The sequence below is a fragment of the Microbacterium sp. AC035 genome (genome assembly GCF_979258485.1).
In genome coordinates this window covers 3373651-3400092 of sequence record NZ_OZ409858.1, presented here as the reverse complement: position 1 = coordinate 3400092, position 26442 = coordinate 3373651, and the positions used below count along the sequence as shown (strand labels likewise).

Genomic DNA, 26442 nt, shown 5'->3' with positions numbered 1-26442 from the left:
AGTATTACGTCGCTCGGTGCGGACGACCTAGGGTCGCGGGCCTACGAAGATGACGTTTGGCGCAGATGCCAATATATCGACGGTAACACGCAGGTCCCCCTCAGGAGAAGAGGGAACGGCAAACTGGAATATCGCTTCTGCGCTGTCGCTGGCTGCGATCGATGCCGGCCAGACCGACGAGCCTGCTCCGGTGAGGCCCGCGGCCGGAAGTCGGTCGTCACCGCCATACGTCAAGGTGACGTTCGCCCCTGCGGTGTCGACAGCCTCGTCCGAATCGTTGGTCAGCCGCACCGTCACCTGGATCGCCGGGCCGCTCGGCTCTCCAGGAATGTCACTGCCCGCAGTGATGGCCTCGAGCGCGGTGACCTCTGCGACGACTCCCTGCACGGCCGGCGCGGGCTCGTCGAGCGGCACCTCATCCCCGCTGTCAGGCTTGGCGACTGCATCGGTGGAACCAGGCGACGGCGTCTCGAACTCGGTGGGCTGAGGCGTCGGGGTCGGCCCCGGGCTGCTCGTGGCGCCGGGGGATGCCGAAGCGCCCGGTCGCGCCTGGCCGGAGTTGCTGCTCGCCAGCACGCCCCAGATCGTTCCTCCGATGAGGAGCGCCGCGATCACGCCGACGACGGTCCACCCTCGCCAGCCCATGCGACGATGCGGCTCTGTGAGCGACTCAGTCACTGGTCCCCTCCTCCGCGCACCGATCCTCCGTGTCGATGACACGAATATACCGATGTTCTAGGTGAGACTAGCCTGTCTCGACCTGCGCCCATCGACCCTGTCGAATTCGGGACCGACCGGGTCGTCCGCGTGTCGGGACCGGTGAGTGAGCAGCGAGGTCACCACGAAGAACAGGATGAAGGCCGTCGCGCTGTCGATCAGACCGCTCTCCGTGACGGAACGGATGATGACCAGAGTCAGCAACGGCATGATGAGCCAACGACGTCGTGACGAGATCAGCGCACTCGCCACGCACCACACGATGAGCGCCCCGATCAGCGCCGTGCCGATGAGCCCGGTCTGGGCGAGCAGCGAAGCCCAGCTGCTGTCGAGCACCTGCTCGTCACGCCACTTGATGTCGACGGGGATCTTCTTGGCCGAGAGTCCGATGCCGATCCACTTCTGCCATTCACCCCAGTCCCAGCCGAGCACCACCCTCCACACATCGAAGCGCGAGTCGAGCGCGGTGGACGTGTCGTTCGACCCCGCTCTCGTGGCCAGGCTGCCGAACACGTCGGTGAACGAGCCGATGGCGTACCCGAGCGGCAGGGCTCCGAGAAGCAGATAGAGCACGCTGCGGTCGCGGATCCCGTTGACCAGAACGGCGACGCCGATTCCGACGACGATCGCGAGCAGCCCGGTCCGCGATCCGCTGGCCACGGCGATCCCCACCAGCACGACCGCGGCGAGGAGACGCCACATCCGCACGCCGTTGCGCAGTATCAGGATCACCAGTCCGATGATCGGCGCGGCCACGAGTCCGGCGAGCTCGTTCGGATGGATCTCGGGGATGCCTCCCCCGAGGCGACCACTCGCCGCGAGGGTCGGCAGCCCCGTGACGGCAGCCACGACCGCCACAGCGGCCATAGCCGCCAGGAGGCACGCGATGCTCGTCACCCAGGGGACGGTGGTGAGCAGGAAGAGGATCGTGGCCATCACCAGGAACATCCTGCCGACGAGGATGATCGTCGCGGAGTCGTTGCCGGCGAGCACCGACCCCAGCACACTCACCAGCAGAGCGAGCGTGATCACGCCGGCAGGCGCGATTCCGACGGCCACCCGCTCACGCGTCCGCGCGGCCAGGGCGAGAGTGGCGGCGAACGCGAGAACAGCGATGAACGCCTTGGCGACCACCACCCCGTCGGCACCGCCGGAGTAGATCGTCGCGCTTCGCCACGGGATCACGCTGACGATGATCAACGCGTAGAGAGCGCCCACGGCCGCCACCCGTGCGGTGCTCGGGTGGTGGGCGGACTGCTGCCGAGGTTGGCGACGGGTGTCAGTCAGAGCGGGCATGCGAGCCTCCGGCGCCCGCGAGAACCGGATCACGGTCGGAGACCCGCCATGACTCGGCGATGGAGCCGAGGGACCTCGAACCCGTGTGCAGCATCACCACACCCACGGGGCGCACGCCCATGACCCGCAGACGCGTCGTGACGGCCACCAGATCGGTCGCGGACGTGGAATTGTGCTTCACATTGATGATGACGCCGGCCCCCGGACCCACCAGTCTCTCGATGAGCGCCGACGCCCCAGGATCGCACAGGACGACCACCACATCGAAGTCCTCGTGCATGGCCGTGATGACGTCGGGAAGCTCCGAGACCAGCTTCTCGAGCGGGATGGGATCGTCGGCCACGAATACCGCGTCGGCCTCGTCACCGGTCGAGATCGACTCGCCATCGAGCACCTCGTTGAGCGTGTGACCCCGACCCTTCACGTGCGACTCTCTCGTGTCGACGACACAGGCGGTCGCACCGATCAGCCGCTGGGCCTCGAGCATCCCCATGACCGCGTCGTCGTCCATCGCGTCACTCGAGGCCGGGACCACCACGTGTGTGCGAACGCCGCCTCCGGCGAGCGCGACGAGGTTTCCTGCCGCTTCCTCGTATGCGACGGCCGCTCCGGAGTTCGAGTCCGGGTGCAGACGACTGCGCCGCGGAATCTGCCCGATGACAGGAAGACCGGACGAGCGCCGCACGTCCGAGATCGTGCGCAGACGCCGGTTGGTCGTGGTGCGGTACACGGCGACGATCGCTCCGAGCGCGAGCCCCGCGATGCCGCCGAGGCCTGTGATCGCCGTCACCTGTGGCGAGATCGGAGCAAGCGGTGCGACCGCCGGCAGCACCTGATCGAGCGCCACGGTGTAGCGCGCGTCATCCTCGTCGTTCTCGGTCTCGCCGATCAACTCCGACAGGTGGGTCGCGGCCGAGTTGGCGATGTCCGTGGCGAGCTGAGCGGTCGGCGCGTCGGCGCGGACCACGAGCAGCACGGTGTCTGCCGTGTTCTCGGCCGAGAGCATCCGTCGGATGTCGCGGTCGGGGTACTCGTCGTCGTCGAGGTCGAGGTCGTCGCGTACGGCATCGATGACCTCGGGGCTGTCGACCAGCGGCGGATACGACTTGATGCGCGCCAGGCTGAACTGGTTGCGCTCGAACAGCGACGCCTCGGTCGAATCGACGCGCAACAGGAGCGTCGAGGTCGCCGCATAGGTCTCTGGAAGCATCTTGGTGACGAGCCACCCCATGCCGGCCCCGAACACCGCGAGCACGACGATGACAACCCATCCCTCGCGCAGAATACGTCCGTAAGGAACATCTTCCATCGCCAACCCCCTCAGTCGAAGACAGGGCCTAAACCTACCATTCGCCCCGCGGCCATCTGTTACCGCGACGGCCCCTCGGCCCGGCCATCGGCGACGACGAGCCACCGCAGCCCCAGGCCGCCGAGCATCGAGGCCACCGCGAGTGCGAACGGGAGCATCGACGGCTCCGCACCCCACGCGATCATCGCGATCACCGCGATGATCGCGAGGACGGTGTCCGAGAGGCGGATCAGGAAGACCGCCACCTGCTTGCCTCCGACGGCTCCCAGTGCGCCGTACGGGGTGACGATCGCGACGGACATCCCGTATGCGAGCCAGGCGACCACCGCGAGCGGATCGACCTCGACGTCGAAGAGAAGCGGACTGACCCAGGGAACCAGCACCACGGCGACGACGCTCATCAGCACGGTCCCGATCAGGAGGAAGCCCACGACGCGGTCCGCTTCTCGGACGGAACCTCCTCTGCCTGCCTTGTGCTGGTCGGCGAAGCGCACGAAGAGGAACGACGACAGCCCGCCGATCACCAGGATCAGCGGCGATGTGTACGTGCGCGCAGCTTCGAGCAGGCCCACCGCGGTGAGGCCCGCCCCCGCGAGCACCAGGAGGCGCAGCACCGTGAACAGGCTGGGGCGCAGCACCTGCTGCAGTCCGCGCCACATGCCATAACGCCAGACAGGGGCGATCGCGGCGCCGCGGAGTCCGACGAGATGCCGGTCGGAGCGGGGCACGAGCACCCAGCCGACGAGTGTCGCGACGATCTGCCCGGCAGCGATGCCCGCGAGGAACACCCCCAGCGAGAGCGTGCCGGTCGCGTTCACGATGAGGACGATCGCGAGAGCGACGACGAATCCCGAGAGATCGGTGACGGCGGTGCGCACGAACGACATGTGAGCGATCAGAAGCCGCCGCACGATCTCCTCGACGGCGAATGCGGCGAGGGCGACAGCGAACAGCGCCGCCTCGAGGGCATCCGAGAAGCCCGTGAGCCAGGCGATCAGGAACGCACCCGTCGCGAGCACCGCCGACGTCACGAGCAGCATCGCCTGAAGACCGGCTCTGATCGCGCGCTGCGAACGCTCCAGCACGACGAGCGAGTCGCCGATGAGCCCCGTCACGACGGCCGTCGCGACGATCACGACCCCGTACAGGATCGCGAAGCGCCCGTACTCGTCGATCCCGAGCAGTCGTGCCACGAGGATCTGCAGAAGCAGGCCTATCCCCGCCTGCGCCGCCTGTGCGATCACGGCCCCCAGAGCCTTGCGTTTCATCTCGCCTCCCCGCCAGACATCCTCGCATGCACGAACGGACCGCGAATCCGGGTCCACCGCGCAGTCCTTCCGCACTCCGCGTTGATCGGACGCGACGGGCCTCAGAGCTCGCCGGGCTTCATCGCCTCGGCGTCGATCGCCCGGATGATGCGCAATGTCGCGGTGTCCGGCTTCGGTTCGCCCGCCGTCACATCAGTCTTCGCTCGACGTTTCGGCGCATATACGAACAGCGAGTGGAAGAGGAAGCGCGCGAAGAACGCGACGATGAGCGACAGCCCCGTCGCGAGAACACTCGAGATGTGCCAGGTCTCGACCATCAGCGCCATCACCGGGATCCGCAGCGCTGCCTCGGCGTTGTTGAAGGTGAACGACGCCGCGAAGCGACCGCCCAGTCCACGCGCATCGGTGCGCATGTCGGCGAAGACGAATCGCTCCTGCAGGATGAAGTTGCCGATGATGGTGACCTCGGCGCCGATGATCGCCGCCCAGATATAGGGCACCCCGGCCAGGGTCAGCAGCCACATGATGCCGAGGTTGGCGACCGCTCCGATCACACCGATCATCGCGAAGAGCGACATCTTGCCGAATCGCAGTCTGGCCAAATGCGCGACGAAGGTCACCCCCTGACGCATGCTCGCCTTGGAGGTTCCGTGGCGGCGCTCGCCGAACTCCATCGGCACCTCGGCGATGCGCAGATCGGTGCGGGCGAGGATCTCGAGCAGGATCTTGAAGCCCTGCGGCTTGAGGTCGGAGAGGTCCAGGCGCGTACGGTCGACCAGGAAGAATCCGGTCATCGGATCGGTGCTGCGGGCGAGACGGATCGGGAACATCGCGCGCGTCAGCCAGGTGGCCGACCGTGACACTCCGAATCGCACGGCGGTCCCGAGACCGCTCGTATCGCCGCCGCCGATGTAGCGCGAGGCGGCCACGACATCGGCATCGCCCTCGTCATGCCGGCGCAGCAGCGCAGGAAGCAGCTCGGGCGGATGCTGCAGGTCGCCGTCCATGACGATGCAGAGATCGGATGCCGCGGCCTCGAGCCCCACCACGACCGCTCCCCCGAGTCCGCCGGTGTTGTCGGTGCGGTGGATGACCCTGACCGGCAGCGGGGCGTCGGCAGCCACGCGTTCGACCTCGGCGGCCGTGCTGTCGGTGCTGTCGTCGACGAAGATGATCTCGGCGTCGTATGCGGCGAGCGCGGCAGCGGTGCGGGCCACGAGCTCGGCGACGTTCTCACGCTCGTTGAAGGTCGGCACGATGACGGTGACCGATGTCCCCACTGTGCGACCCCCCTTCGCCTGCCGGCACCTCTGCGGACTCCATAGTTCCACGTGTTCCTATGCGTGGGGAAACGGTGACCTGCTAGAGTGACGGGATGCGGCTGTGGGAGTCGCTGGCGGATGGGGATCCGCCTCTGGGGAATTACTGATCTGGGGAGATCATGGGGACGCGCATCGGCTATGCCGTGGGTGCTTTCGACCTGTTTCACGTCGGGCATCTGAATCTTCTTCGTCACGCCAAGCAGCACTGCGACGTCCTCGTCGCCGGTGTCGTCAGCGATGAGATGCTGCGGCAGGTGAAGGGCATCGAGCCCGTCATCCCGACCGCTGAGCGGGCGGAGATCGTCCGTCACATCTCGTTCGTCGACGATGTCTATGTCGAGACCACTCCGTCGAAGATGGACTCGTGGCGAGACGTGCAGTTCACGCACTTCTTCAAGGGCGACGACTGGCGTGGCACCGACAAGGGCCTGCGGCTCGAGCGGGAGTTCTCGGAGGTGGGGGTCGAGGTCGTGTACTTCCCGTACACGGCCCACACGTCGAGCTCGTCTCTTCGTCGCGCGCTCGATGCGATCAGCGCCGGCGCCACCGTCGGCGGCACTCCGGTGCTCGCGTCGCGCTGATCCCGAGCACCGACACCGCCGCGGCGGTGGTCAGTTGGCGACGCCGAGCAGGCTGCGCGCCATCCGTGCCACGTGCGGCGGAGTGTGCGCGCCGAGCCACACCGTCCACTGCAGGGCGGGTTCTGCACACGTCCACTCGACGCACCACGAGTGCACGGCATTCGCGAGGCGCTCGCCCTTCGCGTGCTGGCGGCTGCCGTCGCCGCGCAGCAGCCAGCGCACCGACACCCCTTCCGGCACGTCGATGTGGCGGAACTGGATGCGAGCAGCCGCCTCGAGAAGGATGACCCCTTCGGCATCCCAGGGCAGCCGCGCTGCGATCGCGGCGATGGCTCCTGCATCAGTCGAATCACCCGCGATGAGCACGACCCCCTCGATGTTCTCCCAGTCGGGGTCTTCGAGATGCTCGCACGCGCTGTTCATGCTCCGAGTATAGGTAAGGGTACCCTTAGTAGGCAATGGTCGACCGGTGCCGACTTCATCTCGGCGCCCGTCCAGCCGCGCGGCTTTACGCTGGATACATGACTTCTCCTGCAGACTCCGCGATCACCGTGTTCGGCGCCGACTGGTGCCGTGACTGCATCCGCACCAAGAAGCAGCTCGACTCCCTCGGCGTGGAGTACACCTACGTCGACCTCGTCGCCGACCCCTCCGCGGCCGACATCGCGAAGGAGATCTCGGGCCGCATGAACATCCCCGTCGTGCTCTACCCCGACTCCTCGCACCACGTCGAGCCGTCGAACGCGGACGTCGAGTCGAAGCTCCGAGAGCTCTCGCTCATCTGACCTGAGGGGGCTCTTCGCGCACCGATACACTGGCGCGATGAGCACCGCGGCTCGGCCAGAGCAAGCATCCGTCCGCCTGTCCGCCCGCACGGTCGCCCTCTACGCGATCGGCTCGCTCGGCACAGGCGGATACGCGACCCTCCCCGGGTTGGTGCTGACGTACTTCCTCACCGACAACCTCGGTGTCGCAGCGCTCACCGCCGGCCTCATCGTCACCGGAGCCAAGGTTTGGGACGTCGTCATCGACCCGGTGATCGGCGCGGCCTCGGACCGCCAGTACGCGAGGACGGGCTCGCGACGAGGATTCATGGTCGTCGGCGCCCTCACCCTTCCGGTGTTCTTCGCGCTCACCTTCGCGGTGCCCCCGTCCTGGGGGCCCACCGCCGGCGCCGTCTGCGTGCTCCTCGCGTTCCTCGCCACTGCGACGTCCTTCAGCCTGTTCCAGGTGCCCTACGTCGCGCTGCCCGCAGAGCTGACCGCGGGATACGACGAGCGCACCCGACTGCTCGGGTGGCGCGTCGTCGTGCTCACGGCAGCCATCCTGCTCTTCGGTGCGGGCGGCCCCGAGCTGAGGGGCGCCACCGCCGACCCCGTCACGGGATACCTGCTGATGGGCGTGGTCGCGGGTGTGGTCATCGGCGTCGGCATGCTCATCGCGTCGCGGACCGCGGATGCCGCCGCCCGCCACATGGCCGCGGACGAACGTCCGACGGCGGTCGCTCCGACGGGACTCCGTGAGCAGTACGCCGCCGGCGTGCGCACCCTTCGGCGCAGTCAGCCGTTCCGCGCCCTCCTCGGCACCTTCCTGCTGCAGGCCCTCGCCACCGGGACCATGCTCGCCGGCGCGCAGTACGTCGCGACGTGGGTGCTGCGCGCGGAAGATGCCGTGACACTCGTGTTCCTGGCGCTCGTCGGGCCCGCCCTGCTCGCGACGCCGGGCTGGACGGTGATCGCCCGCCGCGTGGGCAAGGAGAGGGCGTTCGCCCTCGCGAGCATCATCTTCCTCATCGCCGCCGCATCTCTCGTGCTCGCGGTCTGGACGCCCGGCACCTGGATGTACGGCTCGATCGCGCTGGCGGGCATCGCCTACGCAGGGCTGCAGTCACTGCCGATGGCGATGCTGCCCGATGTCATCTCACACGACGAGCGGCTCAGCGGAAGAGGCCAGGCCGGCACCTTCACGGGGGTGTGGACGGCAGGAGAGACCGTCGGGTTCGCGCTCGGAGCGAGCGCGGTATCGCTCACGCTGGCCGCGACGGGATACGTCTCGAGCATCGCGGGCGCGACCGCACAGCAGCCGGCTGCCGCGATCACGGGCATCGTGCTCGCGTTCAGCCTCCTGCCCGCGCTGCTGATGGGGGCGAGCCTGCTCACGCTCCACCGCTACCGCCTTCGCCGCGCAGACATCGACGCCTGACCGGAATGCGCGACATAAGCTGGGTACCCGCCCGAAGGAGACGCCGATGACTTCTGCGACACCGCCTGCCGCTTCGACGACGACCCCGGAGCTCGCACAGGCCGAGCGCGATCGCCTCGACACCGCGATCGACGAGCTCCAGACCGGCACCCGCACGTGGTCTGCGCTGACGCTCGCCCAGCGGGTCACCCTGTTGCGAGCTGTGCGCTCGAGTGTCGCCGCGGCCGCAGAGGACTGGGCAGACACCGCAGCCGCGTCGAAGGGCCTCGACGGCCGGCATCCGCTGCGCGGAGAGGAATGGCTCAGCGGGCCCTACAGCGTGCTCGGCGCCCTCGATGCCTACATCGAGACGCTGTCGCGTCTCGCGAACGGCACCAATCCGCTGGACGGGATCACGATCGACCGGGCTCCCGGTGGGCGCACGCGCGTGCACGCCTTCCCCCTCACCGGCATCGACAGGTTCCTGCTCTCGGGGTACACAGGAGAGGTCTGGCTCGAACCCGGTGTCACTCCCCACGGCGCGCGCGCCGCAGCCGGACTCGCGCAGCGCACCCCGTCGGACTCAGGGGGCGTGGGCCTGGTGCTCGGCGCCGGCAACATCACCTCGATCCCCGTGCTCGATGTGCTCTACGAGCTGCTCGCGCACAATCGCACGGCGCTGCTCAAGGTCAACCCGACACAGGACGCGCTCGTGCCCGTCTACAAGCGAGCACTCGCGCCGCTCATCGGCCCGGGGCTGCTGCGCATCACGCGCGGCGGACCCGACGTCGGCGCCTACCTGACCGGCCACCCGGATCTCGTGCACGTGCACATCACGGGGTCGGCTGCGACCTTCGACGCCATCGTCTGGGGCACAGGGACTGCGGTCACGCGGCGGCGCCGTGAGAATCGTCCGCAGCTGAAGAAGCCCATCACTGCCGAGCTCGGCGGGGTGTCGCCCATCATCATCGTTCCCGGCGAATGGACCGACGCCGATCTCACGTACCAGGCCGAGCACGTCGCGACCATGCGCCTGCAGAACAGCGGGCACAACTGCATCGCCGGCCAGGTCGTCATCATGTCGTCGGACTGGGCGCAGGCCGACGACTTCCGAGCCGCCCTCCGCCGTGCCTACGCGAATGCTCCGGAGCGGCCGATCTGGTACCCCGGTTCGCCCTCGCGGATGCGCCTCGCGACAGATGCGTATCCCGACGCCCTCGTGCTCGGCGATCGGCTGCTGGTCGAGGTCTCCGACGACGACGACGCGAGAGCGCTGCAGAGCACCGAGTACTTCGCGCCCGTGCTGGGCGTCGTCGCGGTCGCCGGCACCGGTCAGGAGTTCCTCGACGCGGCGGTGACCTATGCGAACGAGCGGCTGCAGGGGACGCTCGGCGCGAACCTGCTGATCGACCCGTCGACGGAGAAGACGCTCGGTGCGGGATTCGACCGCTCCATCGCAGCGCTTCGCTACGGCTCGATCGCGATCAACGGCTGGACAGCCTTCGGCTTCATCACCCCGACCATGACCTGGGGAGCGTTCCCCGGCAGCACGATCGCCGACGTGGGCAGCGGCATCGGCGTCGTCCACAACGCGCTCCTGCTCGATCGCGTCGAGCGCTCGGTGATCCGCGGTCCCTTCCGACCGTTCCCGCGTTCGCTTCCGGTCGTCAACGGCGGCGGGCGCCTCACCATCCTGCCCAAGCCGCCGTGGTTCGTCTCGTCACGGACGGGCGCGGCAGTGAGCGAGGGCCTCACCCGATTCCGTGCGAACGGCGGCACGATCGGGCTCCTGAAGACTCTGACGGCGGCGCTGCGCGCCTGACGCGCGCTCGGCCGCCGCGCGAGGTCAGCCGGCGAAGCGGTCGGTCGCGGCCCGCAGTGCTCGCTGGATGCCGGGCTCGGTCGCCGAATGCCCTGCATCGTCGACGACGACGAACTCCGCCTCGGGCCAGGCGGTGTGCAGGTCCCACGCGGTCATCATCGGCGTGCACACGTCATGGCGCCCCTGCACGATCACGGTCGGGATGTGGCGGATGCCGTCGACCCCGTCGATCAGCTGCCCCTCGGTCCACCAGCCGCGGTTCACGAAGAAATGGTTCTCGATGCGGGCGAACGCGGTGGCCGTGCGCGGGTCGGACATCGCCTCGATCTGCGCGGCATCCGGGCGCAGCGTGACCGTCGAGGCCTCCCACCGCGACCAGGCGATCGCCGCCGGCTCGTGCACGGCAGGGTCGGGGTCGAACAGACGCCGGTGATACGCGTCGATCATGTGCGAGCGCTCGAGCACCGGGATGGGAGCGATGAACTCCTCCCAGAGATCGGGGAACAGCGCGGCAGCGCCACCCTCGTAGAACCACTCCAGCTCTGCACGTCGGAGTGTGAAGATGCCCCGCAGGATCAGCTCGCTGACCGCCTCGGGGTGCGCCTGCGCGTAAGCGAGCGCGAGCGCGCTCCCCCACGACCCGCCGAACACCTGCCACCGCTCGACGCCGAGGTTGCGGCGCAGCAGCTCGAGGTCGGCGATCAGATGCGCCGTGGTGACGAAGCGGAGGTCTGCATCGGCAGCGCTCGCATGCGGGCTGCTGCGCCCGCAGCCGCGCTGATCGAGCAGCACGATCCGGTACACGTCGGGGTCGAAGAACCGTCGCTGCCAGGGCGACGTGCCGCTGCCTGGGCCGCCGTGCAGGAACACCACCGGCTTGCCCTCGGGGTTGCCGCTGACCTCCCAGTAGACGCGGTGCCCGTCGCCGACGAGCAGTTCGCCGGTCTCGTGCGGTTCGATGGGCGGATACAGCGCATCCAGGGTCATGGCGACAGGTCTCCCGCAGCCGCCGTGAGCGGCTCGGCGCACACATCGAGGCCGTTCTGATAGCCGTTCGCGAACCAGTACTTGCGCTGCTCGCTCGTGCCGTGCGTGAAGCTCTCGGGGTTCACCGCACCGGAGGACTGCTGCTGGATGTTGTCATCGCCGACCGTGTTCGCGGCGTTCAGGGCGTCTGTGATCTCAGCCTCGGTCGGCGTCAAGAGGTAGGGGACCCCGTCCGGGTCCTTCTCCTTCGTCATCTGACCGATCCACGAACCCGCATAGCAGTCGGCCTGCAGCTCGATGCGCACGCCGTTGCTGTCGGGGCCGGTGCCGTTGTTCGGATACTGATCCATCACGCCGGTGATGTACTGGATGTGGTGCCCCCACTCGTGGCCCACGATGTAGAGCTGAGCGAGATCGCCGGCGGACGCCCCGAACTGCTGCTGCATGAGGTCGAAGAACGTGGGGTCGATGTAGACCGTCTCATCGGGCGGGCAGTAGAACGGACCGACGGCGTTCGACGCGGTGCCGCACGAGGTCGAGGTGGCTCCGTCGACGATGATCAGCTGCGGCGGCCGATAGGGGTCGATGTAGTCCTCCCAGTAGCCGTCGAGCGCGAGCTGCGAGGCCGCCACTCGGCAATCGACGTTCTCGTTCGCGTCTTCGCCGGTGAGGCAGTTCTCGATCACGCTGCCGCCCTCGGGCTCAGATCCGCCACCCGTCGCGCCGCCGCCCAGGAGGCCGGTCAGGTCGATGCCCAGCAGGGGGCCGGCGATCAGAGCGATGATGCCGAGCAGGCCGACACCGCCCGCTCCGGCGACGACGGCGCCGCGGCCGCGACGGCGGGCGGTGTTGCCGGAGACATCCGCGTCAGGGTTGAAGGTCATGCCACGAGGGTACTCTGCACCCGGGGTTCACACCGTCGTAGGCTCGAGGCATGACCACCACCATCACGCTCACGGGTGCAGGCGGACAGATCGGCTACGCACTGCTCTTCAGGATCGCCGCCGGAGATCTTCTCGGCCCCGACGAGAAGGTGCGACTGCGGCTGCTGGAGATCCCGCAGGGGCTCGGTGCCGCCGAGGGAGCGGCCCTCGAGCTGCAGGACGGCGCCTTCGGCCTGCTCGAGCACGTCGAGGTGACGGACGAACCCTCCGTCGGGTTCGACGGGTGCGACCTCGCGCTGCTCGTCGGCGCTCGCCCCCGGGGCCCCGGGATGGAGCGGGGCGACCTGCTCGCGGCCAACGCCGGGATCTTCGGCCCGCAGGGCGCCGCGATCGCGGCGCATGCCGCTGCCGGCGTGCGCGTCACCGTCGTCGGCAACCCCGCGAACACGAATGCGCTGATCGCCGCGGCCTCGGCGGACGGCGTCCCTGCAGAGCGATTCACCGCTCTCACCCGACTCGACGAGAATCGCGCCAGGGCGCAGTTGGCGCAGGCGCTCGCGGCGCCGGTCGACACTGTTCGTCGTGTGCCCATCTGGGGCAACCACTCGGCGACGCAGTTCCCCGACGTCTCGCATGCGACCGTGGGCGGCAGGCCGGTCGCAGACGCGCTCGAGGCCATCGTCGGCGATGTGCCCGCCTGGCTCGAGAACGCCTTCATCCCGCGGGTCGCGAAGCGCGGAGCGGAGATCATCCAGGTGCGCGACTCGTCGTCCGTGGCGTCCGCCGCCAACGCCACGATCGAGCACGTGCGCGACTGGGTGCACGGCACCGACGACTGGACCTCGGCCGGGGTCGTCTCGCACGGCGAGTACGGCGTCCCGGCCGGCCTGATCTCGTCGTTCCCCGTGCGGTCGGTCGAGGGAGAATGGCAGATCGTCGAGGGCCTCGAGATCAGCGACTGGGCACGAGCGCGCATCGACGCCTCCGTGGCCGAGCTCGTCGAGGAACGCGAGACGGTCCGGTCCCTCGGGATGCTCTGAAAGGTCACCGCGCGGGCGCCGATCAGGGCAGAATGGATGCCGGAGGTGCGCGATGAGCGAGACGATCGATCCGATGAAGGCGACGGCATCCGTCGACGAGGCCCTGACGAGTCCGCTGCATCTGCCGCACGCGGCCGCGGAGTGCCCCAAGTGCTTCACCGAACTGCAGCAGAACCGGAACTTCTGGCTCGCGCGACCCGACGGCTCACGCCTGGTCGGACTCGTGGTCTCCCGCGAGGGCATGCCCTCGGTGGTCGAGCAGCGCGATGATCTCACTCGATTCGGGGTGCCGATCGAGGGGTTCCGCCACCCCGCTCCCGACATCCTCGAGAGCTGGAGCGATCGGCTGTCGCGCCTGATCAGCACGCTGAAGACCGGTGACGTCCTCGTCGTGGCCAACATCAATGCTCTGGGCCGTGACGCCGAAGAGGGCGCGCGCACCGCCAAGGAACTGCGTCGCCACGGCATCATCGTCAAGGTGCTGAGCCACGACGCACGCCACCTCGCAGACGCCACACGCTGACGTCACACGCTGGCGTCACACGCTGACGTCATACGCTGACGTCCGGCTCGGCTCGGCTCGGCTCGGCTCGGCTCGGCGGCACGGCCGTCGAGCGCGGCTGCGCCCGGCCTCCGGCGTGGCGGGCACCAGGATCGCCTGGCGCCCGTCTACGCCCCCGCGCGTCACTGATAGTTCGGCGGCACCCACAGCAGCTGCGCGGCGACGAGGCCGCGGTCGCGGCTGACGATCTGGGCTCGGCCGGGGATCGCGGGGATCGCCTTGACCTTGCCGATCAGCTGCCCCTCCTCGGGGCTCCCCGAGAGAAGGATGCCGGTGGCGCCCAGGTCGGTCATGCGCTGGATGATCGGGTCATAGGCGGCACGGCTCGCGCCACCGGTGCGACGCGTGAGGATCACGTGCAGACCGAGGTCTGCCGCCTGCGCGAGCAGCGGGGCGAGCACCGCGACGGGGTTGCCCTGCGACGTCGACACGAGGTCGTAGTCGTCGATCAGCACGAAGCCCTCTGCACCCTTCCACCACGACCGCGAGCGCAGCTGGTCGGGGGTGACGTCCCGACCGGGGATGCGGCTCTGGAAGAACTGGGCGAGCTCGCTCATCCCGCCTTCGGTCATCTCGTGCGAGGTGAGATAGGCGCCGAGGTACTCCTGCGGGATCTCGCCCAGCAGCGCACGGCGGTAGTCGACGACGAAGATCTTCGCCTCGGACGGACCGTAGAGACGCGTGATCTCGTGCACCACGCCACGGAGCATCGACGACTTGCCCGAGTCCGCGTCGCCGTAGAGGTAGAGCAGAGGCTCTTCGAGCGGGTCGATCGAGAACGGCGCGAGGTTCGCCTCGTCGATGCCGAGCAGGATCTCCCGCGGCTCCGAGCCGTCCGCCGTCGCGGCAGCGGCCACTGCCCGGAGGTCGGCGTGGCTGATGCGCGAGGGCAGCAGGCGCAGCTTCGGTCCCGCGGGGCCGTGCCACGCGGATGCCACACGGGTGACGAGATCATCGATGCCGTCGGCGAGCGAGGAGCCGTCGTCGACGCCGTCGATGCGCGGCAGCGCCGTGAGCATCTGCAGACCGTTCTCGTTGAGACCGCGACCGGGGAGCGCCGTGACGTTCTCGGCCGCCTTGCGGTTGACCTCGGAGTCCGTCGGGTCGCCGAGCCGAAGCTCGATGCGGGTGCCGATGAGGTCCTTGATGTTGGCGCGGACCTCCATCCAGCGCGATGCCGTGATGACGATGTGCACGCCGTAGGTGAGTCCCCGCGCGGCGATGGCCTGGATCTGCGGTTCGAGCATCTCGAATTCCGCGCGCAGGGTTCCCCAGCCGTCGACCATGAGGAAGATGTCGCCGTACCCGTCATCGGCGAGCCCCTGGGCGCGCCGCTGCCGGTAGGTGTCGATCGAGTCGATGCCGTTCTGGCGGAAGTACACCTCGCGCGCGTTGAGCAGGCTCGTGACCTCGGCGACCGTGCGTCGCACGATGTCGGGCTCCGAGCGCGTGGCCACGCCGCTGATGTGAGTGAACCGCTGCAGACCCGTGAAGCTGCCGCCACCGAAGTCGATGACGAAGAACTGCACCTCCTGCGGCGTGTGCGTGAGGGCTAGCGCGACCAGCGCGGTGCGGGCGAGGGTGCTCTTGCCGCTGAGCGGCGCTCCGACGATCGCCATGTGACCGGCTGCGCCTCCGAGCGAGATCGCGAGGTTCTCGCGGCGCTGCTCGAGCGGCACGTCGACGATTCCGAGCGGCACGGTGAGGGCGCCGGCGCCTCTCCACCGCGGGGAGATGAGTCCGAGGGCGGGATCTTCGACGAGATCGCCGAACAGCTGATCGAGGGTCGCCGGAGTCTCGAGCGGCGGCAGCCAGACCTGGTGGGCCGCCGGCCCTCGTCCGCTCATCATCTCGACGGCGATCTCGAAGGTGTTGCGCTTCTCTTCCGGCTCGGCGTCGACGACGACCTCGGGCTCCTCGACCGTCGTCTCAGCCCGCCACACCGGCGCGGCGGTGAAGAGCTCGACGGCGGTCGAACCCGTGCTCTGCGCAGAGCCTGATGCCGCGCGGCGCCGACGGCGGGGCGGGGGCCCTGACACGTAGGCGGCTCGGAACTGCGTCATGGTCTCGGTGTCGGACTTCAGGATTCCGGCACCCGGCTGCGTGGGCAGGTGGTAGGCATCGGGGACTCCGAGCACGGTGCGGGACTCGGCGGCGGAGAATGTGCGCAGGCCGATCCGATACGACAGGTGGGTGTCGAGCCCGCGGAGCTTGCCCTCTTCCAGTCGCTGAGAGGAGAGCAGCAGGTGCACCTGAAGCGAACGACCGAGCCGGCCGATGTTCACGAAGGTGTCGACGAACTCGGGCTTGGCGGACAGCAGCTCGGAGAACTCGTCGGCGACGATGAGGAGTGCGGGAAGCGGAGCGAGGTCGGTGCGGCCGCCGCGGCGGGCCTTCTCGTAGTCGGCGACATTGGCGAACGGTCCGGTCGCCCGGAGCAGTTCCTGACGGCGCACCATCTCGCCCTGCAATGCATCCTGCATGCGGTCGACGAGCGAGATCTCCTCGCCGAGGTTCGTGATGATCGCCGACACGTGCGGCATGTCGGCCATGCCCGCGAACGTGGCACCACCCTTGAAGTCGACGAGCACGAAGTTGAGCTGTTCGGGCGAATGCGTCATCGCGAGCGCGAGCACCAGCGTGCGCAGGACCTCGGACTTTCCCGAACCGGTCGCACCGATGATGAGGCCGTGCGGCCCCATACCCTGCTGAGCGGATTCCTTGATGTCGAGGATCAGCGGGCTGCCGTCTTCCGTCTGTCCGATCGGCACCCGCAGTCGATCGCGCTCGAGACGAGGCGACCAGGCCGCGTCGAGGTCGAGATCACGGACATCGGGGAGGCCGAGCAGTTCGACGAGCTCAGCCTGATCGGTCGCGCTCTTCTTCTTCGTGATCGTCGTGCCGCCGGAGTAGAGCGCGATGAGTCGCCGGGCGGTCGCCTCAGCCTCGACGATGCTGATCGCGTCGGCCTCGAAGGGGCGCGCGGGCACCTGCAGGCTCACGAGTTCGGCGCGGCTGCCCTTGTCTCCGGGCGCGAACGCGATGCGCAGGGCATTGGGGTCGTCGAGATCGCCCCACCGGGAAGGCAGGTCGATCACGGTCACGCCCTGCACGCCGTCGCCGCTCACGAGCACGTCGTTGAAAGAGTTCGTGACGCCATCCGTCAGGATCACGATGTGCGGCGTCTTGGCGCCGGACCCGTCGCGGGCGAAGCGCGGCCTCTCCCGCACCTCGGCGGGGAGCATGTCCTCGAGCTCAGACAGCTGCGACCCGATCATGCGTGCGGCACCGAGACCGTCTCTGACCGTGCGCGAATGCGTGTGCGGCATCCACTTCGCCCATTCCCACTGCGGCAGGACGCCAGCGTCAGCGGCGATCACGATCTGCACCGTGTCGGGGTCGTGCATCGTCGCGAGGTGCAGCAGCATGGCGCGCGCGAGACCGCGGGATTCGGTCTCGTCTCCCGTGATCTCGACGCGGGCGTAGTCGCGCAGCGTGATGCCGAGCGAGAGGTTCTTCTGGATCTCGTGCGTCAGCATGAAGCGATGCGCGGCAGAGGCGGCGACCGGGTCGAGCTGCGCCAGCGGAGGCAGCTCCGGAGCCTCGAGCGAGATGCACAGCGGCTGGTCGCTCGTGCCGACACGCACCGACAGGAAGTCGGGGTCGTTCATGCCGCGCTCCCACACCCTGGTGCGCTCCTCGGCGATGTACGGCAAGGCCGATGGTGCCGGAAGATGCCAGTTCGCGGCGCGGCGCTGCTGGCGGGCCGCGACCCGCACGGTCTGGCGCAGCTCGGTCAGGTACGCGAGGTACTCGCGACGCTCGCCGAGCGTGGCCGCCTGTCGCTGCGACCGCTGGCGCCAGCCGTTCACGGCGACGAACCCGAGGGACGACAGCAGGAACATTCCACCGGTGAGCAGACCCGTCACCGACTGGTTCGACATCGTGACCATGACGATCGCACCCACGCTGCCCAGCATCGGGAGCAGGGATCCGAGGATGCCCATGCCGCCGTCGTTGGGCTGCAGTTCGGGCGGCGCCTGAACGGGGAGCTTTCCGGAGGGAACGCGGGGCGGCGCGAGACGGGGTCCTGTCATGCTCTCTCTCCGGCGCTGCTGTCGGTGGCCAGCAGGAGGCTGATGGTGAAGCTGCGGTTGCCGATCCTGACGCGATCGGCGTCGTCGAGCAGGACGCGCTCACCGGCGACGAGCTCGGTCGTCTGCCCGTCGTCCGATCGGATGTCGGAGCCGTTGGTGGATCCGAAATCGGTGACCCAGGTGCGTCCGCGCGAGTGCTCGAGACGCAGGTGCGTCTTCGACACCGAGGAGTCGGGATCGGTCACGATCACGAGTCGGTCGTCGTGGACGCTGGCCGCCGGCGCTCGTCCGAGGTTCGCCGCGAGCGGCAGCCCGAGCTGCACGCGCTGCCCGGTGTCGAAGATCAGGAGAAGCGCTCCGGACTCGGATGCGGGGGCCGCGGCATCCGACTGCTGTGCTGCCGCCGGTGCGACGGTGAAGAGCGGCCTGTCGTCGCCGGCCTGCGCGACGGGTGCGGGCGTCTCGGTGCGGTGCGACGCGGCGCGGGCGTCGGTCGGCTCGGAGTCCTCGTCGACGACGGAGGAGTGCTCACCGAGGGGCACGACCTGCGGAGGAGCCAGTGGGACGGCGGCCTCGTCGACGGAGACCGTCGGCGGCGCTTCCGCGGCTGCACGGGGCGGGACAGCGACCACGACGGTGCCGGCCACGCGATCGGCCCAGGACTGACGGCGACCGCCGCGATCCCACGCGCTCGACGCGACGACGACCCAGCTGCCGACCGCGACCACGAAACCGGCGCCGGTGATGATCGCGCGCACGAACTGGCGTCCGACTCCCGGCGAGTAGGGCCGGTCGCCGCGCGCGGCGCGCAGGCGCAGCACGGCGTTGCCGAGGGTGAGGCCGGTGCGTGCTTCGAGCACGCACAGGAAGATCGCGAGCTCGGCGACTGTGAGCCCTGCGAGCAGCATGCTGCGGGTCGCGATGAGGACGATCGCCGCGGCGAGGATCACCGCCGCGGCATCGAGCGTGAAGGCGGCGATCCGCGCTCCGGTCCCCGCGGGAGCGCCGATGAAGGCCGGGCCGAGCCCGTCGGAGGGACGTCTCGTTCTGGAGCGCGCCGGGACGATCGGCGTGGGCGTCGGAGGTGTGGATCCGGATCTGAGCGGTGCGCCGTCGACCCCGGGCGGTGCAGCGATCAACGCCGGCGGCAGCGCAGGGATCTCCCCCGGCTGGCTGGGTCCCGGATGCACGGGTGGGATGGTGCCACCGCCCGGCCGGGGCTGTGGTTCGCCGTTCCCGCTCATCCCGCCATCATTCCACGAACGAGAGCCAGCGCATTCGCATAGAGGAGCGCTGCCGGAAGGGCGAGCGCGACGGCGAGCCATTCGAACGCGTCTCCGAAGCGCGACCAGACGAGCGAGCTCGCGCCGCGTGAGACGGGGATGATGACCGCGACCGCGGTGAGTCCGACGGCGAACAGCACGAGCGCACCGAACACCTGGAAGCCGGTGCCCAGGGCCGCGGATGCCTGCAGACCGGCGACCATGAACACGACTGCGGCAGCCGCACGGGGAAGCCAGCGGAGGATGCGCGAGGTCGTGTGTCTGGGCGTCAGCAGCAGGGCGAGGCCGACGCAGACGAGAAGCGCGATGCCACCGGAGATCACGAAGGGGTCGTCCGGCCACGGACGCAGGAACGCGATGGGGGTCATCAGCGCGGCGACGCTGCTGAGCACTGCCGTTCCGGCGATGAGACGTGCCGACGAGTCGTCGACGACGGCGATGATGCGCTCGGGCCGCAGCAGACCTACGGATTCGGGAATGGCTCCTCGGACCGTCCAGCGGCTGGTCATGAAGTGCTTGTAGTCGATGAAATACCCCTCCGGGAGGTTCACCAGACTGCTCGGCAGCGCTCGGAGCCCGAGCGGCACGAGTCCGAGCGAGATGGCCGCGGCCTCCGCCGGCCCCCAGCGCAGCAGCAGCGCGAGACCCCACACCGCGGCGAGGCCGACGAGGAGCACGGTCGCTGTGCCGGCCGCCGCCCTCATCGGACGAGCTCGGGCCGAGACGGCGATGACTGCGGTGGTGATGCCGGCGGCGAGAAAACCCGAGGCCGTGGAGAGGTGCGCACTCGCGTCGAGTTCGGCCGGGATCAGGAGAGCACCTGCGGCGAACGACAGGAGCACCGGGGCGAGGACGCCGAGGATGCCGCGCACCCCTGCCGCCGAGTCCCGGCGCGACCACGCCACCGCTCCGCTGACTGCGCCGAGCACGAGGAAGAGACCGGTCAGGAGTCTGAGCAGCGGATCTCCGGCACCTTGCGCGAAGACCGCGACGAGCAGCAGCCCGCTGACCGCGAGCATCCACCATCGGGCACCGTGGTCTGCGCGCGAGGTTCGCGTGTCCACGACCGCGGGCCGGGCCTGCGGCGCCAGCGCCGTGCGGTCGATGAGCGCGTAGAGGCCACCGTCGACGAGGTCTTCGCACTCGGTATCACCGGGGACCTCGAACCCGCCGGGACCGATCGTCACGAAACGATCGGCCGTCGACAGTCCGCTGAGGATCAGCGCGTCGTCGAGTGTCTCATCGAACGGAAGCGAGAGGTCGAAGCGACGGTCCTCGCTCTGAAGAACGATCCGACGCCGTTCTACCGTTTCGACTGACATACCTGAACCCTATCGACCGTGTACGGCTCTCGCCGCGGCCCCTCCGACCACTGAGCGTGCAGACGCGGAGGTCGTGCACGGCATGCGCCGCCCACGCTCACCGCCGCCCCGCGGATCAGTCTGTGTGCTCGTCACGGGAGCCGGCCTGCGCGCTCTTCGCACGCGGACCCCGCTCCTCTTCGTCCTCGAGCTTCGGGGCGATCGGGCCGCCGAGGCCGGAGCGCTTGGGCTTGTCGTCCTCATCGGCTCCGCCGGCGCCCATCATGCCCATGCCGGGTCGGCCACCTGCCGCGCCGGACGCACCGCCGCCGGCCGAGCCCGCATATCCCGAACCCGCGCCGCCTGCACCGCCCATGCCACCGACGCCGCCCACACCACCGACTCCGCCGCGCGCAATGCCGCCCGTGCCGGCTCCGCGAGCACCGCCGGACGCCGAGTTGCCGAGCAGTCCGCCGCCCGCCTTGACCCCTGCGCCGGATGCCGAGCCCCCGATGCCTCCCATGGCACCGGCACTGGCGATCTTCGAGCTCGCGGCGATCGCCGCAGCTCCCGCACCGCCGCCGACGACGCCGCCCAGGCCACCCCCGCCACCGGGGACGAATGCTCCGGGAAGCGAGCCGCCCGGCAGCGACCCGGATCCTCCGGAGCCTCCGGGGTAGCCGCCGCCAACGGTTCCGCCGGGACCCCCAGGGAGCACTCCGCCACCGGGGAAGTCGACCGACGGATCGTCGCCTCCGCTGTCCGAACCGTCGGGGTCTGTTCCATCCACTCCGCCGGGGTCGTTGGGATCCCAGCCGTCAGGATCCGTGGGATCCCATCCGTCGGGATATGTCGGATCCCATCCGCCGGGATTGAGGCCGACGGTTCCGCCACCGCCACCGCCACCGGGGTGGGTCGGGAACGTCGGAATCGACGGCTGCCCGCCACCGCCCGGCACGGAACCTCCGGGAGAGGATCCACCACCCGGATACGTGATCTCCGGAGCATCGATCTCCGTGCCGGGGGGAACCGGCTTCTCGGGCGGGGTCGCCATCGCGACGCGTGGGTCGAAAGACGCGAGCGTAGCCGCCGACGCCTTCATCGACTCCGCTGACGGCGCGAGACCGCGCTTGATGCCGTCGACGACCTTCGCCGCCTGCTCTTCGCGCTGATTTCCGAGGAAACCCCCGATCACGTCGAGAGCCTTGTCGGCGGCGATCGGCCCCAGCACCGGATGGACGACGACGGAGCCGATCTTCGCGGCGTTCGCCCAGAACGGGTCGACCTGCGCCGAGGGCAGTTCGGCTGCAGCCGCGTTGCGCCGGTAGTTGTTCGCGATCTCGATCGTGTCGGTGAGCTGCCCGACCAACGTGTCGATCATCCGGAAGTTCTGCTGCAGTGTCGACAGGGACTTCCGCGCCTCCTGTGCTGTCTCGCCGTCCCAGCCGGTGGAGTCGATCACAGCCGAGAGCGCCCGGTCGAGCGAGGTCAGCGCGGTGCGCAGAGACGCGGCCCGCGGGATCCGCCAGTCCTCGAGCGAACGGATCCTGTTGAGCTCCGCTTCATTCTTACCGACCATTGTTGCCCCCTTGTTCTGTCTTCTGTCGTCGCGATGCCCTCGTGAGCACGACCGCGAGCACGACGCCGCCGATCACCAGGACCGCCAGGATCACTCCTCCGCCGATGAAGAACGGCGTCAGCGCCGATCCTTCCGCCGACTCCCCGCCCTCGCCGGGCTCCGCACTCGGAGACGGGCTGCTCGCATCGAGCAGTTCGCGCTCCGTGTCGACATTCCGCTGATTCGGCACCGCATTCTCGTCGTCCGCGACGAAGAACGGATTGATGTCGGGATACTTCGTCGGGTCCACAGCCAGCATCCCGGTGAGCGATGCGGCACCGTAGCCCGTGGCGTTGTTCCACTCCGGCTCGTGCTCGCCCTTGGTGCCTGTGTTGTGGATGAGGCTCTGGAGCAGCTGGTTGCCGGTCGCCTCGGGATACTTCTGCTTCGCGACCGCGAGGAAGCCCGCCACGATCGGCGTCGCCAACGATGTTCCCGAGCGCAGCTGCTGGGCCTCCCACGACTCCGGTGTGCCCTGCGCGATGACGCCGAGGCCGGGCCCTGCGATCTTCACGTCATCGCTGAGATTCGGAGACGGCTCGGCGAGAGCAGGATCGTAGGACGACTTCTGGATCTGCCCGTCCGATCCGAACGCCTGCACGGCCACCGCGCCGTTGTAGGAGGAAGGCCAGTCGCCGACGCCGCCGACGTTGGGCAGCGAGCCCAGGACGATCACGCCTGCCGCATGGGCTTTCGCCACTGCATCGGCCGCGTCGATGAGTCCGCCGAGTGATACGGAGATGACGTCGGCACCGTCGTCGACGGCATCCGAGATCGCTTTCGCGAGGCCCGAGGGATAGCGGTCCATGGAGTCCGGACCTGCATCGATCAGCTGCCCGTTCTTCTGCAGGCACGTCGACTCGATGTCGGTGCCCTCGCCGACTGCGGTCGTGATCATGGAGTTGTAGTACCGCACGGTCGCTCCGGGTGCGACACCCTTGATGGGGGTCCCACCCACGGCCTCACCCGTGCCCAGGATCATCGACACGACGTTCGTGCCGTGGTTGGCAGCCGCGTAGTCGGTGGAGACGGCGGGATACGGCTGGGCCGAGGAGTCGTAGCAGTAGGAATCCTCGGCGACCTGCAGGTCCGCGCCACGCAGACCCGGCGCGTCGGGGTTCACCTGTGTGTCGATGACGGCGATCGTCACGCCGGATCCGTCGAAACCCGCGTCGATCGCCTCCTGGACCCGACCGCGATCGAAGTACCAGAGCCCGTCGCTCGAGGTCGCCGCAGACGCACCGGAGGGCAGCGCCAGTGCCGCGCACAGCGCCATCCCTCCGATCGCCGTCACGATCGACCGACGGGGGCTCATCAGTAGTCGGCCTCGTCGGGCTCGTCGCTTCCCGACGCGCCGCCGGTCGCTCCCGCAGCCGTTCCGGTCGGGACGGGAGCGGGACTCGTGCTCTGATCGGCAGCGGAGTCGAGCAACGCGAGGACGATCTTCGCGTCGTCGGCGAGCGCCGCATCCTGCTCAGCGAGCTCGGTGACGGCGAAGCGGATCGCGTCGCTGACCTCGTTCAGGGCGTCGACCGAGTTCTGGGTCGCGGTGCCCATGCCTTCTGCGACCCGACTAACCGAGTCGCGGAAGTCGGCCAGTGCAGGGGTCACCCCACCTTCGGACTGACGGACCTCCGCCGCAGCCGGGAACTGCTGCGCATCCCGCGCGATGCGCTTCAGCTCTGCCAGAATCTGGTCGATGTCGATCGCGATGCTCATCGATGCCCCCTCCTCTTTCACATACGGTGCCAACACTGACATCTGCCCTGCCATCCGACGATCGGCGGAGGGCACGGCAGACGGCGCGGGCCCGGCGCATCTCTGCGTCGGGCCCGCGGCAGAGATCAGGCTCCGAAACGCCCTGCGGCCGACTTGTCGGTCTGGACGTACTGGCCCGAGATCTCCTCGGTCTTGCCCGCGATCTGGGTGAGAAGCTGCTGCATCTCACTCAGCGAGCGGTTCCACTTGGCCTGAGCCTGGTCGTAGGCCTGCTGCGCGGAACCATCCCACGCCGCACGCAGCTTGCCGACCTCGGACTCGAGACGGTCGAGCTCTGAACGAATACCCTGCGACCCGCTGCGGATCTGCGCTGCCAGAGCGTTGACCTGCTCCGGGCGAACTGACATCGACTGCATCATGTTCTCCTTGAAATCTCTGTGGTCTGTGCTCAGGAACCCATCATCGAGCCGAGGCCCGAGATGGTCTGCTGGTGAGCTTCTTCGGTTGCAGCCTGGTCGCGCTCGGTGCCGGCGAGGGCATCCTCGAGCGTCACGAGGACCTCGTTGAGCTGACGAGCCTGCTCATCCCAGCGGGACATCAGCGTCGAGAACGATGCGGCAGCCGCACCCGTCCAGAAGCCACGCAGCTGCTCGATCTCGCTGCGGACCTTCTTGGTCTGCTGGTCGATCCCGGACTTGGTCTCCCGCACCGCCTGGGCTCCGCGGCGCAGAGCCCCCTCTTCTGCGGAGATGACATCAGCCATAACTCACTCCCTCCGGTCCTCACGGACACACGTGCGGGGGAGCGCATCCCTGTGTTGGGACGACTTCGAAACAACCCCCCACGATTCGTTTCAGGAGCCAGGCTAGATCAGATCGTCGGGATGCGCCAGAACACGAGCCGTATCCGTGCAGCATTCATGCGTTCGATGGACAAACCGCGGAGTCCGTCCATATGCGAGCAGGAGTCCTGCCTCGGGCAGACGATCGTGCGGTCGATGGAGAAGACGTCCCGCCGCGCGACTACGCGTTGCCGCACGCCTCAACTAGTGTGAAAGGCGGAATGCGCAGCCACGGGTCTCCTCCCGCTCGGCCGCACACCATGGAGGGGGCATCGTTCCATGACTCAGAGCAGCGCAACGGCAGGCACCGTGCTGCGGCTTTCCGTCGTCAGCGACGACCGCCGGCTCGATGTCGGCGTGCCGTCGCAGATCCCGCTCGTCGAGATCATCCCCGGCTTCGCGCGGAGCCTCGGTGTGCTCGACCCGACGCTCACCCACGGCGGCTACTCGCTGCAGCGGGCCGACGGAACTCCCCTCGACCCCGCACGCGGGGCGGCGGCGCAGGGAGTGCACGACGGTGAGCTGCTGACACTCGTCCGCGGTGGCCTGATGCAGGAGCCGCGCGTCTACGACGACGTCGTCGAAGCGGTGATCGACGCCACTGCCGAGCAGCACGGCTCCTGGACGCCGGCTGACAGCTCGCGCACCGCCCTCTTCGTCAGTCTCACCTTCCTCGCGCTCTGCGCTCTCCTCCTCGTCGCGACACCGCCCACCTCTCTCCTGCCCGCGATCATCGCGGCCTCGGGGGCGATCGTGCTCAGTGTCGCTGCGGCCGTGCTCATGCGCCTCCGCCAGCCCGAGGCCGGGCACGCGCTCGGACTCACCGCGGCGGCCTACGGAGGGCTCGCGGGCTATCTCGCCGTTCCGGTCCAGAGCATCTGGGGTTGGCCGCTCGCCGCCATGGGGTTGGGCCTCGTCATCGTCGGCGGCGTCGGCCTCGCCGTGACCCAGGAGAAGCCCGAGATCCATCTCGTCCCCATCGCGCTCGGCGCCTCTATCGGCATCACCGCCACCACCGCTGCGATCTTCGGCGACGCCCTCGCGCCGTACGCGATCATGCTCGCGACCACCGCGCTGCTCGCGAACGGCATCCCGTGGCTCGCTCTCAGCTCCACCCGCATCCGGGTCATCTCGCCGCAGAGCGACGCCGACATGTTCGCGGCCCCGGAGCCGATCGACGCCGACGAGGTCAAGCGTCGCGCAGCCGCGGGAACGCGCACCCTGATCGCACTCCGGGCCGCGCTCGGCCTCGCGGCTCTGACCGCGACACCGCTGGTTGCCGCGAGCGGCGTCTCCGGCGCACTGCTCTGCGTGCTCGCATTCGTCGGGATGATGTTCCAGTCGCGCCAGATCTACGCCCGCCTCGGCGTGCTCGTGCTGATGGCCATCGGAGCGATCGGGCTGGCCGTCACCGGCGTGACGGTGGCCCTCGCCCTCCCCGACGTCCGCACCTGGATGCTCCTCATCCTCGTCGTCGCCACCGTGATCCTGGTGGGTCTCACCCTGCTGACGCCGAAGGCACGTCTGCGGCTCACGAGGCTCGGCGACTCCGTCGAGGTCATCGCACTCGCGCTGCTGCTGCCCCTCGGCGTCACGACTGCCGGGCTCGTCTGA

23 protein-coding genes are annotated in these 26442 nt (G+C 69.0%); 7 read left to right on the top strand and 16 right to left on the bottom strand.

The annotated features are described in order from the left end of the window. Positions 1-27: 27 nt before the first annotated feature. The 5 genes from ACZ0AA_RS16375 to ACZ0AA_RS16355 form a co-directional block, all read right to left on the bottom strand. On the bottom strand, positions 28-678 hold the full coding sequence (locus ACZ0AA_RS16375; protein ID WP_400862400.1) for a hypothetical protein: 651 nt from the start codon (positions 676-678) through the stop codon (positions 28-30). Positions 679-735: 57 nt separating this feature from the next. Beyond that, a complete protein-coding gene (locus ACZ0AA_RS16370) occupies positions 736-2013 on the bottom strand; it encodes an O-antigen ligase family protein (RefSeq protein WP_400862402.1) in 1278 nt (425 codons plus the stop codon). Next, complete coding sequence (locus ACZ0AA_RS16365) at positions 1997-3322, bottom strand: hypothetical protein (RefSeq protein WP_400862404.1); 1326 nt, start codon at positions 3320-3322, stop codon at positions 1997-1999. The genes ACZ0AA_RS16370 and ACZ0AA_RS16365 overlap by 17 nt, the downstream gene beginning before the upstream one ends. A 59-nt stretch (positions 3323-3381) precedes the next feature. Next, the gene (locus ACZ0AA_RS16360) at positions 3382-4590 is read right to left on the bottom strand and encodes a polysaccharide biosynthesis protein (RefSeq protein WP_400862406.1); all 1209 of its coding nucleotides are present in this window, start codon (positions 4588-4590) and stop codon (positions 3382-3384) included. A gap of 101 nt (positions 4591-4691) precedes the next feature. After that, complete coding sequence (locus ACZ0AA_RS16355) at positions 4692-5870, bottom strand: glycosyltransferase (protein ID WP_400862408.1); 1179 nt, start codon at positions 5868-5870, stop codon at positions 4692-4694. Between the two features lie 161 nt (positions 5871-6031). Between ACZ0AA_RS16355 and ACZ0AA_RS16350 the strand changes: the two genes are divergently transcribed. Continuing rightward, entirely contained in the window at positions 6032-6493 is a 462-nt protein-coding gene (locus tag ACZ0AA_RS16350; RefSeq protein ID WP_400862410.1) for an FAD synthase family protein, read from the top strand. A gap of 30 nt (positions 6494-6523) precedes the next feature. On the opposite strand, the gene ACZ0AA_RS16345 is transcribed toward ACZ0AA_RS16350, so the two are convergent. Further along, entirely contained in the window at positions 6524-6916 is a 393-nt protein-coding gene (locus ACZ0AA_RS16345; RefSeq protein WP_400862412.1) for an SIP domain-containing protein, read from the bottom strand. 98 nt (positions 6917-7014) lie between these two features. Between ACZ0AA_RS16345 and ACZ0AA_RS16340 the strand changes: the two genes are divergently transcribed. From ACZ0AA_RS16340 to ACZ0AA_RS16330, 3 genes are read left to right on the top strand one after another with little or no spacing between them, the layout of a single operon-like run. After that, positions 7015-7278, top strand: a complete 264-nt coding sequence (locus ACZ0AA_RS16340) for a glutaredoxin domain-containing protein (RefSeq protein ID WP_042542249.1) — start codon at positions 7015-7017, stop codon at positions 7276-7278. A 37-nt stretch (positions 7279-7315) separates the two neighbouring features. Further along, the gene (locus ACZ0AA_RS16335) at positions 7316-8695 is read left to right on the top strand and encodes an MFS transporter (RefSeq protein WP_400862414.1); all 1380 of its coding nucleotides are present in this window, start codon (positions 7316-7318) and stop codon (positions 8693-8695) included. Between the two features lie 46 nt (positions 8696-8741). Then, positions 8742-10496 carry an aldehyde dehydrogenase family protein gene (locus ACZ0AA_RS16330; protein ID WP_400862416.1) on the top strand — a complete coding sequence of 585 codons (1755 nt, stop codon included), beginning with the start codon at positions 8742-8744 and terminating at the stop codon, positions 10494-10496. 24 nt (positions 10497-10520) lie between these two features. Here ACZ0AA_RS16330 and pip read toward each other — a convergent pair whose 3' ends face one another. Then, positions 10521-11483: a prolyl aminopeptidase gene (gene pip / locus ACZ0AA_RS16325; RefSeq protein WP_400862418.1), complete on the bottom strand. Its 963-nt coding sequence runs from the start codon at positions 11481-11483 to the stop codon at positions 10521-10523. Next, positions 11480-12367, bottom strand: coding sequence for a KPN_02809 family neutral zinc metallopeptidase (ypfJ, locus tag ACZ0AA_RS16320; RefSeq protein ID WP_400862420.1), 888 nt, complete (start codon positions 12365-12367; stop codon positions 11480-11482). Before ypfJ ends, pip begins: the two co-directional genes overlap by 4 nt. 50 nt (positions 12368-12417) lie before the next feature. On the opposite strand from ypfJ, the gene ACZ0AA_RS16315 reads away from it, so the two are divergent. Both ACZ0AA_RS16315 and ACZ0AA_RS16310 read left to right on the top strand, forming a co-directional pair. Continuing rightward, positions 12418-13407 (top strand): malate dehydrogenase, encoded by a 990-nt coding sequence (locus tag ACZ0AA_RS16315; RefSeq protein ID WP_463513585.1) that lies wholly within the window; start codon positions 12418-12420, stop codon positions 13405-13407. Between the two features lie 52 nt (positions 13408-13459). After that, positions 13460-13930 (top strand): recombinase family protein, encoded by a 471-nt coding sequence (locus tag ACZ0AA_RS16310; protein ID WP_400862423.1) that lies wholly within the window; start codon positions 13460-13462, stop codon positions 13928-13930. A gap of 161 nt (positions 13931-14091) precedes the next feature. Here the strand turns inward: ACZ0AA_RS16310 and eccCa are convergent, their stop codons facing one another. The 8 genes from eccCa to ACZ0AA_RS16270 form a co-directional block, all read right to left on the bottom strand. Continuing rightward, positions 14092-18066 carry a type VII secretion protein EccCa gene (eccCa, locus tag ACZ0AA_RS16305; RefSeq protein ID WP_463513584.1) on the bottom strand — a complete coding sequence of 1325 codons (3975 nt, stop codon included), beginning with the start codon at positions 18064-18066 and terminating at the stop codon, positions 14092-14094. Then, the gene (locus ACZ0AA_RS16300; protein ID WP_400862426.1) at positions 18063-19310 is read right to left on the bottom strand and encodes an FHA domain-containing protein; all 1248 of its coding nucleotides are present in this window, start codon (positions 19308-19310) and stop codon (positions 18063-18065) included. The genes eccCa and ACZ0AA_RS16300 overlap by 4 nt, the downstream gene beginning before the upstream one ends. Further along, the gene (locus tag ACZ0AA_RS16295) at positions 19307-20671 is read right to left on the bottom strand and encodes a hypothetical protein (RefSeq protein ID WP_463513583.1); all 1365 of its coding nucleotides are present in this window, start codon (positions 20669-20671) and stop codon (positions 19307-19309) included. The genes ACZ0AA_RS16300 and ACZ0AA_RS16295 overlap by 4 nt, the downstream gene beginning before the upstream one ends. A gap of 115 nt (positions 20672-20786) precedes the next feature. Then, entirely contained in the window at positions 20787-22229 is a 1443-nt protein-coding gene (locus ACZ0AA_RS16290) for a hypothetical protein (protein WP_463513582.1), read from the bottom strand. After that, complete coding sequence (locus tag ACZ0AA_RS16285) at positions 22219-23583, bottom strand: S8 family peptidase (RefSeq protein WP_463513581.1); 1365 nt, start codon at positions 23581-23583, stop codon at positions 22219-22221. Before ACZ0AA_RS16285 ends, ACZ0AA_RS16290 begins: the two co-directional genes overlap by 11 nt. Further along, positions 23583-23987: a hypothetical protein gene (locus ACZ0AA_RS16280; protein WP_400862434.1), complete on the bottom strand. Its 405-nt coding sequence runs from the start codon at positions 23985-23987 to the stop codon at positions 23583-23585. The genes ACZ0AA_RS16285 and ACZ0AA_RS16280 overlap by 1 nt, the downstream gene beginning before the upstream one ends. Positions 23988-24112: 125 nt before the next feature. Next, positions 24113-24394, bottom strand: coding sequence for a WXG100 family type VII secretion target (locus tag ACZ0AA_RS16275; RefSeq protein WP_079113895.1), 282 nt, complete (start codon positions 24392-24394; stop codon positions 24113-24115). A gap of 41 nt (positions 24395-24435) precedes the next feature. Next, the gene (locus ACZ0AA_RS16270; protein WP_056309991.1) at positions 24436-24750 is read right to left on the bottom strand and encodes a WXG100 family type VII secretion target; all 315 of its coding nucleotides are present in this window, start codon (positions 24748-24750) and stop codon (positions 24436-24438) included. Positions 24751-25107: 357 nt separating this feature from the next. On the opposite strand from ACZ0AA_RS16270, the gene eccD reads away from it, so the two are divergent. Further along, positions 25108-26442: a type VII secretion integral membrane protein EccD gene (eccD, locus tag ACZ0AA_RS16265; protein WP_463513580.1), complete on the top strand. Its 1335-nt coding sequence runs from the start codon at positions 25108-25110 to the stop codon at positions 26440-26442.